Source organism: Streptomyces sp. bgisy027 (genome assembly GCF_057710365.1).
Window position 1 is genome coordinate 1 of the sequence record NZ_JBYIVZ010000084.1, and the last position, 14,533, is coordinate 14,533.

Consider the following 14,533-nt stretch of genomic DNA (forward strand, 5'->3'; position numbering starts at 1 on the left):
TAGGGTTGGTCCCGGAACTTCGGTTCCGGGACCAACCCTTTTTTGTTGTCCGTCACCTGACGTTCACGTCCCGCAACCAACATCACCCACATGGGTACTGCTGCAATGCTCAGGGCCGCCGGCGTCGGTGTCGGTGATGAGGTTGTCGTACCGGCCTTCGGGAACGTCGAAGTCGCCGAGGCCGTGGTCCTGGCCGGAGCGCTGCCGGTGTTCGCCGACATAGACCCGGTGACGTACTGCCTGGACGTCGTCGCTGTCGAGGCTGTTGTCACTCAACGCACAGCGGCCGTTGTGGCCGTACACCGGTTCGGCCGGTCGGCCGATACCGCGCGTTTGCACGGGATGGGGCAGCGGCACGGGTTGCTGGTGCTGGAGCAGGGTGAGTCCGAGGCTCCGTACGACGAGATCGCTCAGCGCAGGCAGCGGGCCTCGTACCTGGATGCCAAGCTCAAGGGTGTCTGCACGCCGGATGGCGGTGACGGGCACACCTATCAGCAGTACGTCGTGCGGGTTCCCGGGAACGGGAGGCCGGATCGGGACGCCTTCGCTCGGGCCGTGCGAGCCAGGGGAGTTGAGTGCCGGGTGCCGGTGAAGACGCCTGTGCATCGGCTGCCTGAGTTCCGGCGGTGTGTGTCGCTGCCGGAGACCGAGCGGGCCGCTGATGAAACGTTGGCTCTGCCGGTTGACGCCTCCCTGACCAAGCGGGACATGCAGCGCGTCGTGTCCGCCTGCAATGCGCTCGGAGGACTGCTTCAGCCCGCTTTCTGAGCGAATTTGGGAGCACGGCGCGATCAGGGTATGCTCTATTTCGTTGCCGCGAGGGAAACTTCGCAAATGGCAGTCGGCCCCTATAGCTCAGTCGGTAGAGCGTCTCCATGGTAAGGAGAAGGTCAACGGTTCGATTCCGTTTGGGGGCTCCACGCAGAAGGCCCCGCCCATTCGGGCGGGGCCTTTCGCATGCCCTTCTTCCTGTCCGCCTCAGTCCTTGTGGATGCCCGGGACCCGCATCGCGAGGATGGCCATGTCGTCGGACGGGGCGTCAGAGGCGAAGCGTTCGACCGCGCGCATGATGCGGGCCGCCACGGCGCCCGCCGTGAGGCCGGTGCAGGTGGTGAGGACGTCGGTGAGGCCGTCGTCGCCCAGCATGCGGCTGCCCTCGCGGCGTTCGGTGACGCCGTCCGTGACGCAGAGCAGGACGTCGCCCGGGTCGAGCGTGACCGTCTGCTCGTAGAGCTCCAGGTCCTCCATGACGCCGAGCAGCGGCTGCGGTTCCGCGGCGGGTTCGACCGTGCCGTCCTGGCGCAGGCGGAGGGGGAGCGGGTGGCCGGCGCAGACCACCTTCAGCTCGGCGCTGCCGTCCTCCTGGGGCCTCAACTCGCCGTAGAGGAGCGTCAGGAAGCGGCTGCGGGCGCCCTCGTCGAGGATCGCGGAGTTCAGGCGCTCCAGGACCGCCGGGCCGCTGAGGCCCTCGCGGGCGAGGAGGCGCAGGGCGTGCCGGGCGAGGCCTGTGACCGCCGCCGCGTTCGGGCCCGTACCGCAGACGTCGCCGATGGCGAAGCCGTAGGCGCCGTCGCTGATGGGGAAGAGGTCGTAGAAGTCGCCGCCGACCTCGTTGCCCTCGCCGGCCGCCCGGTAGATGACTTCGACCTCGACGCCGCCGATCTCGGGGAGCTCGGGCGGCAGGAGGCTGCGCTGGAGGGACTGGCTGATGGCCGTGCGCTCGGAGTAGAGGCGGGCGTTGTCGAGGGCCAGGGCGGCCCTTCGGGAGAGGTCCTCGGCCAACTCCAGGATTTCCTGGCGGAAGTGCTCGTCCGTGGGCTTGCCGAGGGTGAGCATGCCGATGACGCGGTTGCGGGCGACCAAGGGCAGGACGACCGTCTCGCCGCCCACCGCGGACGCCGTGGCCAGGGTGGGCCCGATGCCGGCGCTGATGCGGCCGACCGGCTCGCCCAGACCGAGGCTGCGCATGGAGGTGCGCAGCGCGGCTTGGTGGGCGGATTCGGCCGGGGCCGACCAGACGCGGGCGCCGGGGGTGGGTACCGGGTCCGGCGGGGGGATCTTCGAGAGCAACGACTTAATGCCGTCGATGAGTTCCTCGTCCTCGTGCAGGACGTAGGACAGGTACGGCTCCGAGGCCTGGTCGGCGATCGTGTAGACCGCGCACCAGGTGGCCAGGGTCGGGACCGTCATCTGAGCCATCAGGGCGAGGGTCTGGTCGCGGTCCAGGGTGCCGGCGAGGAGGTCGGAGGCCTCGACGAGGAAGCTGAGGGAGCCGCGGCGCAGGCGTTCGAGTTCGCCGAGGCGGGCCGACTCGACCGCGAGGGCGATGCGGTCGGCGGCGAACTGGAGGCGCAGCGCCTCTTCGTTGGAGTATCTGCCCGGGCCCTCTGCCGCGACGCCGAGGGAGCCGGTGAGGCGGCCCTCGACCTTCAGGGGGACCGTGACGACCGAGCGCATGCCGGTGCCCCTGAGGAGGGGGACGGCGCCGGGGACCATGGTGAGGTCATCGTGGACCGCCGGCATACGGGCCGAGCCGTAGCGGCCGGGGCCCGCCTCGACGGGTACGCGTGCGAAGCGCTGGCGGGCGGAGGGCAGGCCGGTGGAGGCGCGGACCTCCAGTTCCGTCTCGTCGTCGGTCGCGAGGAGCAGGAAGGCGGAGTCTCCGTCGAGCATGTCGCGGGCGCGTTCCACCGTGCGCTGGAGGAGGCCGTCGAGGTCGTCCGGGGCGGGCGAGCCGATGAAGACCTCGAAGGGGTCGGTGCTCGTCGCCTCGGTGGCGGCGTCGGAGGCGGGGACGCGCAGCGGGGTCTGGAGGACGGCGCGCTCGTGGTTGCGGACCAGGAGGCAGACCGTCGAGGGCTCGCCGCCGGTGTCGCGGACCCTCAGGTGGGAGGCGTACACGGGGGTGACGCGGCCGTTGGCGCCTCGGATGCCGTAGCTGCCCTCCCAGCGGGAGAGCTGGAGTGCCTCGGCGATGCCGGTGCTGGTGCCCGGGGTGTGCGGCCAGGCCGCGAGGTCGGTGAGGGGCTTGCCGGTGACCTGCTCGGCCGCGTAGCCGAAGAGCTCTTCGGCGTCCTCGTTCCACGAGGAGATGGAGCCGGTGCGGTCGATCTGGATCACCGCGACGCGGACGCGGCCGTCGGCGAGCGGGAGGAGGTCGGAGGGCAGCGACGGTCCGGCCGCGCGGGTGCCCACCGGGCGCTCGGGGAGGTCGAGTTGGAACCAGACCTGCTTGTGCGTCGGCGTGTACTCGACGCCCCAGCGGCCTGCCAAGGCCGCGCAGAGCTGGAGGCCGCGGCCGCCCTCGCGGTCGGGGCTGCCCATGTTGACCGGTGAGCCCTGGAGCGGGATCTCGCGCTCCGGATACCGGTCGGCCACCTCGATCCGTACGCCTTCTTCACTGCGCAGGCACAGGACGTCCGCGGAGGTGCCGGCGTGCACGACGGCGTTGGTCACCAGTTCGCTGGTGAGGACGACTGCGTCGTCGACGATGTCGGCGAAACCCCAGCCCTGCAGTGTGTCGCGGACGAAGGAGCGGGCGCTCGCGACCGATCGCCCGACGGGATCGAAGCTGGCTGCCGCGCGCGCGGTGATCACTGAACTCCTCGTCCGGTTGTCGACGTGCAGGGCTGCCTGGCCGACCGGCTCATGCCGCTGGTGCGGCAGGTGCGCGCCCGTCGGCCGGTCCGGGGATTGTCCCCCCGGGATCAGTCCGGTGGTCATGTCCGGCTGCCCCTCCGTTGCCCGTTCGTACTCCTCCTGTCACCGCCCGGGCCGGACGGGACCGGCGCGGCTGGACAGCCGCATGCAAGGTTACTTACCTTCGCCGTCCATGCGGATGCCGGTCCGCAGTGTTTCCGCCCGGAGGGTGTGCGGACGATGTGCGAAGCTGCCGAACTGTTATGGCCGGGTTCAGGCAGGGTGAAACACTGGGCAAGCTTCTTGTGAAGGTCCGGGCAGGCTGAGTGTGATTCGCGTACCGCGGGCAGCAGCACGAGGGTGTGGCCTGGTATATCCGGCAGGAATACCCAGCAGTAATGGGTACGCGGAGCAGTAGCAACCTGAGCACAGCAGTAACGGTCGACCCCTGCGGGAGGGACACAGTGGAGTCTGGCGCAGCGACGCGGGGCACTAAGACGCGCGCGAAAGGCGGACAGTCCCTGAAGAACGAGCGCAAGTCGCGTGGCGGCGGCACCACTGCGGTGGACACGGCTGCCCTGAACCGGCTGCTGACGGCTCTCGTGGCGATGCGCGACGGGAACTTCCGCAAGCGGCTCACGGTGTCCGGGGACGGCGTGATGTCGGAGATCGCCGCCGTCTTCAACGAGGTGGCGGACCGAAATCTCCACCTCACGGGTGAGCTGGCGCGCGTGCGTCGCATGGTCGGCCGCGAGGGCAAGCTCACCGAGCGGCTGGAGACGGGCGCCTGCGAGGGTTCCTGGGGCGCCGCGATCGACAACTCCAATTCGCTGGTCGACGACCTCGTACGGCCCGTCTCCGAGGTCGGCCGGGTGCTGACCGCGGTGGCCGAGGGCGATCTGTCGCCGCGCATGGAGTTGCGTACGCAGGGGTCGGACGGGACCGGGCATCCGCTGCGGGGCGAGTTCCTCAAGGTCGGGCGGACTGTTAACAACCTTGTCGATCAGCTTTCGACGTTCACCGACGAGGTCACGCGCGTGGCCAGTGAGGTCGGTACCGAGGGCAAGCTCGGCGGGCAGGCACGCGTGCGTGGGATGTCCGGTTCGTGGAAGGACCTCACGGACTCCGTCAACACGATGGCGTACCGGCTGACGGCGCAGGTCAGGGACATCGCGCTGGTGACCACGGCGGTCGCCAAGGGTGATCTGTCCCGCAAGGTCACGGTGCACGTGGCCGGCGAGATGCTGGAGCTCAAGAACACCGTCAACACGATGGTGGACCAGTTGTCGTCGTTCTCCTCCGAGGTGACGCGAGTCGCGCGCGAGGTGGGCACCGAGGGCGAGCTCGGCGGGCAGGCGCAGGTGCCGGGTGTGGCCGGCGTCTGGAAGGACCTCACCGATTCGGTGAACCTGATGGCCGGCAACCTGACGGCGCAGGTGCGCGGGATCGCGCAGGTGACGACGGCGGTCGCCAACGGTGACCTGTCGCAGAAGGTGACCGTGTCGGCGCGGGGCGAGGTCGCCCAGCTCGCGGACACGATCAATCAGATGACCGAGACGCTGCGGATCTTCGCGGACGAGGTCACACGCGTGGCCAACGAGGTCGGCGCCGAGGGGCGGCTGGGCGGTCAGGCGAACGTGCCGGGCGCGGCGGGCACGTGGAAGGACCTGACGGACTCCGTCAACACGGTCTTCCGGAACCTGACCATTCAGGTGCGGGACATCGCCGCCGTGACGACGGCCGTGGCCAGCGGTGATCTGTCGCAGAAGGTCACGGTCGACGTGGCCGGCGAGATGCTGGAGCTGAAGAACACCGTCAACGGCATGGTCGACCAGCTGTCGGCGTTCGGTGCCGAGGTCACGCGGGTCGCGCGTGAGGTCGGTGTCGAGGGTGAGCTGGGCGGTCAGGCGCAGGTGCCCGGGGCGGCCGGGACGTGGAAGGACCTGACGGACTCCGTCAACACCGCGTTCCGGAATCTCACCGGCCAGGTGAGGAACATTGCCCAGGTGACGACGGCCGTGGCCAACGGTGATCTGTCGCAGAAGGTCACCGTGGACGTGTCCGGCGAGATGCTCCAGCTGAAGAACACCGTGAACACGATGGTGGACCAGCTGTCGTCCTTCGCCGACCAGGTCACGCGGATGGCCCGGGACGTGGGTACCGAGGGCCGGCTGGGCGGTCAGGCGGTCGTACCGGGGGTCGCCGGTACGTGGAAGGAGCTGACCGACTCCGTCAACGGAATGGCAGGAAACCTCACCGCCCAGGTGCGCAACATCGCGCAGGTCACCACTGCGGTGGCCCGGGGTGACCTGTCGCAGAAGATCGACGTCGACGCGCGCGGCGAGATCCTGGAGCTGAAGAACACCATCAACACGATGGTGGACCAGCTCTCCGGCTTCGCCGACCAGGTGACCCGGGTGGCCCGTGAGGTGGGTACCGAGGGCCGGCTGGGCGGTCAGGCGCAGGTGCCCGGTGTGGCCGGCGTGTGGCGGGACCTGACCGACTCCGTGAACGGAATGGCAGGAAACCTCACCGCCCAGGTGCGCAATATCGCCCAGGTCGCCACCGCGGTGGCCCGGGGTGATCTGTCGCAGAAGATCACCGTGGACGCGCGCGGCGAGATCCTGGAGCTCAAGAACACGCTGAACACGATGGTGGACCAGCTGTCGTCGTTCGCGGAGGAGGTCACCAGGGTCGCCCGTGAGGTGGGTACGGAGGGCCAGCTCGGCGGTCAGGCCGAGGTGCAGGGCGTCTCCGGTACCTGGAAGGACCTCACCCAGTCCGTGAACTTCATGGCGAACAACCTGACCATTCAGGTGCGCCAGATCGCCGAGGTCACGACCGCGGTCGCCAAGGGTGACCTGTCGAAGAAGATCACCGTCGACGCCAAGGGCGAGATCCTCGAACTCGTGACGACCGTCAACACGATGGTCGACCAGCTGTCCAGCTTCGCCGAGCAGGTGACCCGGGTGGCCCGTGAGGTGGGCACCGAGGGCATCCTGGGTGGCCAGGCTCATGTTCCGGGTGTCACGGGCATCTGGAAGGACCTCAGCGGCAACGTGAACCTGATGGCCAAGAACCTGACCATGCAGGTGCGGAACATCTCCCAGGTCGCGGCGGCCGTCGCCAACGGTGACCTGACGCGGACGGTGACGATCGAGGCGCGTGGCGAGGTCCAGCAGCTCGCCGACACCTTCAACACCATGGTGAAGACGCTGAGTTCGTTCGCCGACCAGGTCACCAAGGTGGCCCGTGAGGTGGGCACGGACGGCATCCTCGGCGGTCAGGCGCACGTGCCGGGTGTGGCGGGCACGTGGAAGGACCTCACCGATTCGGTGAACGGCATGGCGTCCAACCTGACCGGCCAGGTGCGCAACATCGCCATGGTCACCACCGCCATCGCCAAGGGCGACCTGACCAAGAAGATCGACATCGACGCCCGCGGCGAGATCCTCGAGCTGAAGACGACGATCAACACGATGGTCGACCAGCTGTCGTCGTTCGCCGAGGAGGTCACCCGAGTCGCCCGCGAGGTGGGCACCGAAGGACAGCTCGGCGGGCAGGCACGCGTGCGTGACGTCGACGGAACCTGGCGCGACCTCACCGAGTCCGTGAACGAAATGGCAGGGAACCTTACTCGGCAGGTGCGTGCCATCGCGCGCGTGGCGACCGCGGTGACCCGTGGCGACCTGAACCTGAAGATCGACGTCGACGCGTCCGGCGAGATCCAGGAGCTCCAGGACTACATCAACAAGATGATCGCCAACCTGCGCGACACCACGATCGCCAACAAGGAGCAGGACTGGCTCAAGGGCAACCTCGCGCGGATCTCGGCGCTGATGCAGGGCCGCCGGGACCTGGCCGACGTGGCCTCGCTGATCATGAGCGAGCTGACGCCGGTGGTGACCGCGCAGCACGGTGCGTTCTTCGTCGCGATGCCACTCCTGGACGGCAAGGACCTTTCCGCCGAGAACGACGACGCGTACGAGCTGCGGATGCTCGGGTCGTACGGCTATTCGATGGGTTCCATGCCGACGTCCTTCCGGCCGGGTGAAGCGCTCATCGGGACGGCCGCCGAGGAGAAGCGCACGATCCTCGTGGAGAACGCGCCCAGCGGCTATCTGAAGATCTCCTCCGGGCTCGGCGAGGCGCCCCCGGCGCAGGTGATCGTCCTTCCGGTGCTGTTCGAGGGCAAGGTGCTCGGCGTCATCGAGCTGGCCTCCTTCACCCCGTTCACGCAGATCCAGAAGGACTTCCTGAACCAGATCGCCGAGATGATCGCGACCAGCGTCAACACGATCTCGGTCAACACCAAGACCGAGGTGCTGCTGAAGCAGTCGCAGGAGCTGACCGAGCAACTGCGTGAGCGCTCGGCCGAGTTGGAGAACCGGCAGAAGGCCCTTCAGGCGTCCAACGCCGAGCTGGAGGAGAAGGCCGAGCTGCTGGCCCAGCAGAACCGTGACATCGAGGTGAAGAACACCGAGATCGAGGAGGCCCGGCAGGTCCTGGAGGAGCGCGCCGAGCAGCTCGCCGTCTCGATGCGCTACAAGAGCGAGTTCCTCGCCAACATGTCGCACGAGCTGCGTACGCCGCTCAACTCGCTGCTGATTCTGGCCAAACTGCTCGCCGACAACGCCGAGGGCAACCTCTCGCCGAAGCAGGTCGAGTTCGCCGAGACGATCCACGGTGCCGGCTCCGACCTGCTTCAGCTGATCAACGACATCCTCGACTTGTCGAAGGTCGAGGCGGGCAAGATGGACGTGTCCCCGACGCGCATCGCGCTCGTGCAGCTCGTCGACTATGTGGAGGCCACCTTCCGGCCGCTGACCGCGGAGAAGGGCCTGGACCTGTCCGTACGGGTCTCCCCGGAGTTGCCGGCCACGCTGCACACCGACGAGCAGCGGCTGCTCCAGGTGTTGCGGAACCTGTTGTCGAACGCGGTGAAGTTCACCGACTCCGGCTCGGTCGAGCTGGTCATCCGGCCCGCCGGGATGGACGTGCCGCAGGTGATCCGGGAGCAGCTGCTGGAGGCCGGTTCGCTGACCGAGGTGGACGCGCCGCTGATCGCTTTCTCCGTGACGGACACCGGCATCGGGATCGCGGCCAGCAAGATGCGGGTGATCTTCGAGGCGTTCAAGCAGGCGGACGGCACGACCAGCCGCAAGTACGGCGGTACGGGGCTGGGGCTGTCCATCTCGCGGGAGATCGCGCAGCTGCTGGGCGGCGAGATCCACGCGCAGAGCGAACCGGGGCGCGGCTCGACGTTCACGCTGTACCTGCCGCTGCACCCCAGCGAACTGCCCCCGCAGGGCTATCAGCAGCAGCTGCCGGCCCTCGACGCGGGCGCCCTGGTGGCGTCGGCGGCCGATCTGGCGGAGCTTGCCGAGGTGGAGATCGAGACGCCGGCGGAGGTGCGGTCGTACCGCGAGACCCAGAACGGCGCCGCCGCGCTCTTCAGGCGCCGTCGCAGGGCCGCGCACGAGCTGGAGCGGGGTCCGGCGCAGCAGGAGCAGTGGTCGGCGCCGGAGCGGCACGAAACGGCTCCGAAGTCGCGCCGTGGGATCCGGTTCGGCGGTGAGAAGGTGCTCATCGTCGACGACGACATCCGTAACGTGTTCGCGCTGACCAGCGTCCTGGAGCAGCACGGCCTGTCGGTGCTGTACGCCGAGAACGGCCGTGAGGGCATCGAGGTCCTGGAGCAGCACGACGACGTGGCGGTCGTCCTGATGGACATCATGATGCCGGAGATGGACGGATACGCGACGACCACGGCGATCCGCAGGATGCCGCAGTTCGCCGGGCTGCCGATCATCGCGCTGACCGCGAAGGCGATGAAGGGCGACCGGGAGAAGGCGATCGAGTCGGGCGCTTCCGACTATGTGACCAAGCCGGTCGATCCCGATCATCTCCTGGCGGTGATGGACCAGTGGATGAGGGAGCAGTGACGAGAGCCGAAAGTGTTCACACGGAGTTGCTGACTCAGTGTGGTCGAGGTCGTGTAGAAGTGCGGGATTCGGGGAACCTTCTGGTCTCCTGCTGCGTTTCTGCTACGTGCACAGTGACATCGCGGTGACAGGGTGTGGCGACAGGCGGGGTGCGGCTACCATGACCGGCACGAGGGCGGGCGGCGTAAGGGAGTCGTCCCCTGGGGCGGAGCCCGGTGCACTGCCGGGGCGAGGAGGGCGGGCCATGGTGCAGAAGGCCAAGATCCTCCTGGTCGATGACCGGCCGGAGAATCTGCTTGCGCTGGAGGCGATCCTCTCTGCGCTCGATCAGACCCTGGTGCGGGCATCGTCCGGGGAGGAAGCGCTCAAGGCACTTCTGACGGACGATTTCGCGGTCATTCTGCTGGATGTCCAGATGCCGGGAATGGACGGTTTCGAAACCGCCGCGCACATCAAGCGGCGGGAACGGACCAGGGACATCCCGATCATCTTCCTCACCGCGATCAACCACGGCCCGCATCACACCTTCCGCGGCTACGCGGCAGGCGCGGTGGACTACATCTCCAAGCCGTTCGACCCGTGGGTGCTGCGGGCGAAGGTCTCCGTGTTCGTCGAGCTGTACATGAAGAACTGCCAGCTCCGGGAGCAGGCGGCGCTGCTGCGGCTCCAGTTGGAGGGCGGTGGCGGCAAGGCCGCGGGCGCCGATTCCAAGGAGCCGGCGGGGCTGCTGGCCGAGCTGTCGGCCCGGCTCGCAGCGGTCGAGGAGCAGGCCGAGGCGCTGTCCAAGCAGCTGGACGACGAGTCCGCGGACGCCGCCGCGGTGGCGACGGCGGCTCATCTCGAACGCAAACTCACCGGGCTGCGGCGGGCGCTGGACGCGCTGGAGCCGGGCACCGGGAGCACCTCGTCGGTGCCGTCGCAGAACTGACCCCGCGTCGGCTCCGGTTGGCGGGCGTGCGGCGCCCGATCGTCCTGTGCGTGACGGGTCCGTGAACCGGCGTCAGTTCGTCGCCCTCACAAGGGCGACACGAACGGGTGAAGCAGTGGGCACACGTGTCCACTGTCTTCTCCACCGGTAACCTCACACCCATGGCCTCACGTTCCTCCGCAGCCAAGAAGCCGCCCGCGAAGAAGGCGGCCGCTTCCGCGAAGGCTCCGGCGAAGAAGGCCGCCGCCAAGAAAGCCCCCGCGAAGAAGGCGCCGGCGAAGAAGGCCGCGGCCAAGAAAGCCGCGCCGCCGAAGCCCGCGCCCAACCCCACCGGGGGCGTGTACCGGCTCGTGCGCGCCGTCTGGCTCGGGCTCGCGCACGCGGTCGGCGCCGTTTTCCGCGGCATAGGGCAGGGCGCGAAGAACCTCGACCCCGCCCATCGCAAGGACGGTGTCGCGTTGCTGCTGCTCGGCCTCGCGCTGATCGTCGCCGCCGGCACCTGGTCGAATCTGCGCGGTCCCGTCGGCGACCTCGTCGAGATCATCGTGACCGGCGCCTTCGGCCGGCTCGACCTGCTCGTGCCGATACTGCTCGCGGTCATCGGTGTGCGGTTCATCCGGCACCCCGAGAAGCCCGAGGCCAACGGCCGCATCGTCATCGGCCTGTCCGCGCTCGTCATCGGCGTGCTCGGCCAGGTCCACATCGCGGTCGGCTCGCCCGCCCGCAGCGACGGCATGTCGGCTATAAGGGACGCGGGCGGGCTGATCGGCTGGGGCGCGGCGACCCCGCTGACGCACACCATGGGCGACGTCCTCGCCGTACCGCTGCTGGTCCTGCTGACGATCTTCGGGCTGCTGGTGGTCACCGCCACGCCCGTCAACGCCATCCCGCAGCGGCTGCGGCAGTTGGGCATCAAGCTCGGCATCCTGCCGGACCCCGAAGAGGACGACGAGTACACCGACGACGACGAACGCTACGACGACCAGTGGCGCGAGGCGTTGCCGGCGGCGCGGGGGCGCAAGCGGGCGCCGGCGCCCGCGGCGTACGACCCCGACGGCGCCGAGCAGGAGGCTCTCTCTCGGCGTCGGGGGCGGCCGAGGCGCTCCGCGGTGCCGCAGCCCGAGATGGACCGTCCCATGGACGCTGTGGACGTCGCGGCGGCGGCCGCCGCCGCGCTCGACGGCGCCGTGCTGCACGGGATGCCGCCGTCGCCGATCGTCGCCGACCTCACCCAGGGCGTCAGTGTGGGCGACCGCGCGGAGACCACCCCGGTGCCGACGCCCGTCCCGGCCGCGCGCCCCAAGCAGGAGAAGCTCCCGAAGGCCGAGGTCCCGGACCCGGTGAAGTCCGGGGTGCCGGACCTCACCAAGGCCGCGCCCGACGAGATGCGCGACCTGCCGCCGCGCGCCGAACAGCTTCAGCTTTCCGGGGACGTCACCTACTCCCTGCCGTCGCTGGACCTCCTCGAGCGCGGCGGTCCCGGCAAGTCCCGCAGCGCCGCCAACGACGCCATCGTCGACTCGCTCACCACCGTCTTCTCTGAGTTCAAGGTCGACGCCCGCGTCACCGGCTTCACGCGCGGGCCGACGGTCACGCGCTACGAGGTCGAGCTCGGGCCCGCCGTGAAGGTCGAGCGGATCACCGCGCTGACGAAGAACATCGCATACGCGGTCGCCAGCCCGGACGTGCGGATCATCAGCCCGATCCCCGGCAAGTCCGCGGTCGGCATCGAGATTCCCAACACCGACCGCGAGATGGTCAACCTCGGTGACGTGCTGCGCCTCGCGGCCGCCGCCGAGGACGACCACCCGATGCTGGTCGCGCTCGGCAAGGACGTCGAGGGCGGCTACGTGATGGCGAACATCGCGAAGATGCCGCATGTGCTGGTCGCCGGTGCGACCGGTTCCGGTAAGTCGTCGTGCATTAACTGCTTGATCACTTCGATCATGATGCGGGCGACCCCGGAGGACGTCCGCATGGTGCTCGTCGACCCCAAGCGCGTCGAGCTGACCGCCTACGAGGGCATCCCGCACCTGATCACGCCGATCATCACCAACCCGAAGCGGGCCGCGGAGGCGCTCCAGTGGGTCGTACGGGAGATGGACCTCCGCTACGACGACCTGGCGGCTTACGGATACCGGCACATCGACGACTTCAACGAAGCCGTGCGCAACGGCAAGGTGAAGCCGCCGGAGGGCAGTGAGCGCGAGCTCCAGCCGTACCCGTACCTGCTGGTGATCGTCGACGAGCTCGCCGACCTGATGATGGTCGCGCCGCGCGACGTCGAGGACGCGATCGTCCGCATCACGCAGCTCGCGCGTGCGGCCGGCATCCACCTGGTGCTCGCCACGCAGCGGCCCTCCGTGGATGTCGTCACCGGTCTGATCAAGGCGAATGTGCCCTCGCGGCTCGCCTTCGCCACTTCCTCGCTCGCCGACTCCCGGGTCATCCTCGACCAGCCCGGCGCCGAGAAGCTGATCGGCAAGGGCGACGGGCTGTTCCTGCCGATGGGAGCCAACAAGCCCACGCGTATGCAGGGCGCGTTCGTGACCGAGGAAGAGGTCGCGGTCGTAGTCCAGCACTGCAAGGACCAGATGGCGCCCGTCTTCCGGGACGACGTCACCGTCGGGACGAAGCAGAAGAAGGAGATCGACGAGGAGATCGGCGACGACCTCGACCTGCTGTGCCAGGCGGCGGAGCTGGTGGTCTCCACGCAGTTCGGTTCGACGTCCATGCTCCAGCGCAAGCTGCGGGTCGGCTTCGCCAAGGCAGGGCGGCTGATGGACCTCATGGAGTCCCGCGGGATCGTGGGCCCGAGCGAGGGATCCAAGGCTCGTGACGTTCTGGTGAAAGCTGATGAGCTGGACGGAGTGCTCGCCGTGATCCGCGGGGAGGCATAAAGCGAGCGCTACGCGGAATACGGGAGTGAAGTGGTCGCCTCGCGGATGGGTGGGTGAGGAGCCGATGCCCGATCGTGACTCACCCGTAAGGGATCATTGAGCAACCGTTCCCCTTCGGCGTACGTCAAGTTGAGGGAAGCGACAAACTCGTGCCCCACCATCGGTCTGACCGGCCATACCGATGGCGTACAAAGTCCTACCGCCCGGTTGCCCCACCCTTTCGTTACCCCCCTAGACTGAACCTCCAGCACAGGTGGCTTAAACGCTCGAAAGGCGCCCCCGTGTCCATCGGCAACTCCCCTGAAGACGAGCGTCCGTTCGAAGACGTATCCGAGGAAGCCCGCCCCTCGATCGGCCGTGCCCTGAGGCAGGCGCGCCTCGATGCCGGGCTGACCGTCGACGACGTCACCAACGCCACCAGGGTCCGCATCGCCATCGTGCAGGCCATCGAGGCGGACAACTTCGCCCCCTGCGGCGGCGACGTGTACGCCCGTGGCCACATCCGAACCCTGGCGAAGGCCGTCCACCTCGATCCGGCCCCGCTGCTCGCCCAGTACGACGACTCCCACGGCGGGCGGCCGGCGCCGACCCCCGCCGCCCCCCTGTTCGAGGCGGAGCGCATCCGTCCCGAGCGGCGCGGGCCGAACTGGACCGCGGCCATGGTCGCCGCGATCGTCGCGGTGGTCGGGTTCGTCGGATTCACCGCCTTCAAGGGCGACGACGACGGTGGCAAGTCCGCCGTCGCCGAGGGCGGCTCGACGCCGACGTCCGACAAGATCACGCCCACCCCGAAGACCGACAAGCCCAAGGATCCCGACCCGGAGCCCTCGGACAGCGCCATCGCGGCCGTCCCGCAGGACAAGGTGACCGTCAAGGTGAGCGCCGTCGACGGCAGGAGCTGGGTCGGGGTCAAGGACCACAACGGTCGACTGCTCTTCGACGACCTGCTCAACAAGGGCGACTCGAAGACCTTCCAGGACAGCGAGAAGATCAACCTCGTCCTCGGTGACGCGGGTGCGATCGACCTGTACGTCAACGGCAAGAAGATCGACGACGACTGGCAGCCGGGCGCCGTGGAGCGCCTCACGTACACCAAGGGCGACCCGCAGGCCGGATAAGTC

Annotated in this window: 6 protein-coding genes and 1 tRNA gene; 6 read left to right on the forward strand and 1 reads right to left on the reverse strand. The window is 68.7% G+C overall.

The features are described from left to right. The first annotated feature begins 105 nt into the window (after nt 1–105). Both AC3ETA_RS45480 and AC3ETA_RS45485 read left to right on the forward strand, forming a co-directional pair. Nucleotides 106–768 carry a DegT/DnrJ/EryC1/StrS family aminotransferase gene (locus AC3ETA_RS45480; protein ID WP_432198778.1) on the forward strand — a complete coding sequence of 221 codons (663 nt, stop codon included), beginning with the start codon at nt 106–108 and terminating at the stop codon, nt 766–768. A gap of 76 nt (nt 769–844) precedes the next feature. Continuing rightward, nucleotides 845–920: transfer RNA gene (locus AC3ETA_RS45485), tRNA-Thr, on the forward strand. Nucleotides 921–978: 58 nt separating this feature from the next. On the opposite strand, the gene AC3ETA_RS45490 is transcribed toward AC3ETA_RS45485, so the two are convergent. Beyond that, on the reverse strand, nt 979–3,723 hold the full coding sequence (locus AC3ETA_RS45490; protein ID WP_432198764.1) for a SpoIIE family protein phosphatase: 2,745 nt from the start codon (nt 3,721–3,723) through the stop codon (nt 979–981). 380 nt (nt 3,724–4,103) lie between these two features. Here AC3ETA_RS45490 and AC3ETA_RS45495 point away from each other — a divergent pair, with 380 nt between their 5' ends. The 4 genes from AC3ETA_RS45495 (at nt 4,104) to AC3ETA_RS45510 (ending at nt 14,530) form a co-directional block, all read left to right on the forward strand. Beyond that, entirely contained in the window at nt 4,104–9,584 is a 5,481-nt protein-coding gene (locus tag AC3ETA_RS45495) for a HAMP domain-containing protein (protein ID WP_432198765.1), read from the forward strand. A 244-nt stretch (nt 9,585–9,828) separates the two neighbouring features. Continuing rightward, the gene (locus AC3ETA_RS45500) at nt 9,829–10,512 is read left to right on the forward strand and encodes a response regulator (protein WP_030949665.1); all 684 of its coding nucleotides are present in this window, start codon (nt 9,829–9,831) and stop codon (nt 10,510–10,512) included. Nucleotides 10,513–10,673: 161 nt separating this feature from the next. Next, nucleotides 10,674–13,412 carry a DNA translocase FtsK gene (locus tag AC3ETA_RS45505; protein ID WP_432198766.1) on the forward strand — a complete coding sequence of 913 codons (2,739 nt, stop codon included), beginning with the start codon at nt 10,674–10,676 and terminating at the stop codon, nt 13,410–13,412. Nucleotides 13,413–13,693: 281 nt separating this feature from the next. Further along, on the forward strand, nt 13,694–14,530 hold the full coding sequence (locus tag AC3ETA_RS45510; protein ID WP_432198767.1) for a helix-turn-helix domain-containing protein: 837 nt from the start codon (nt 13,694–13,696) through the stop codon (nt 14,528–14,530). Nucleotides 14,531–14,533 lie beyond the last annotated feature (3 nt).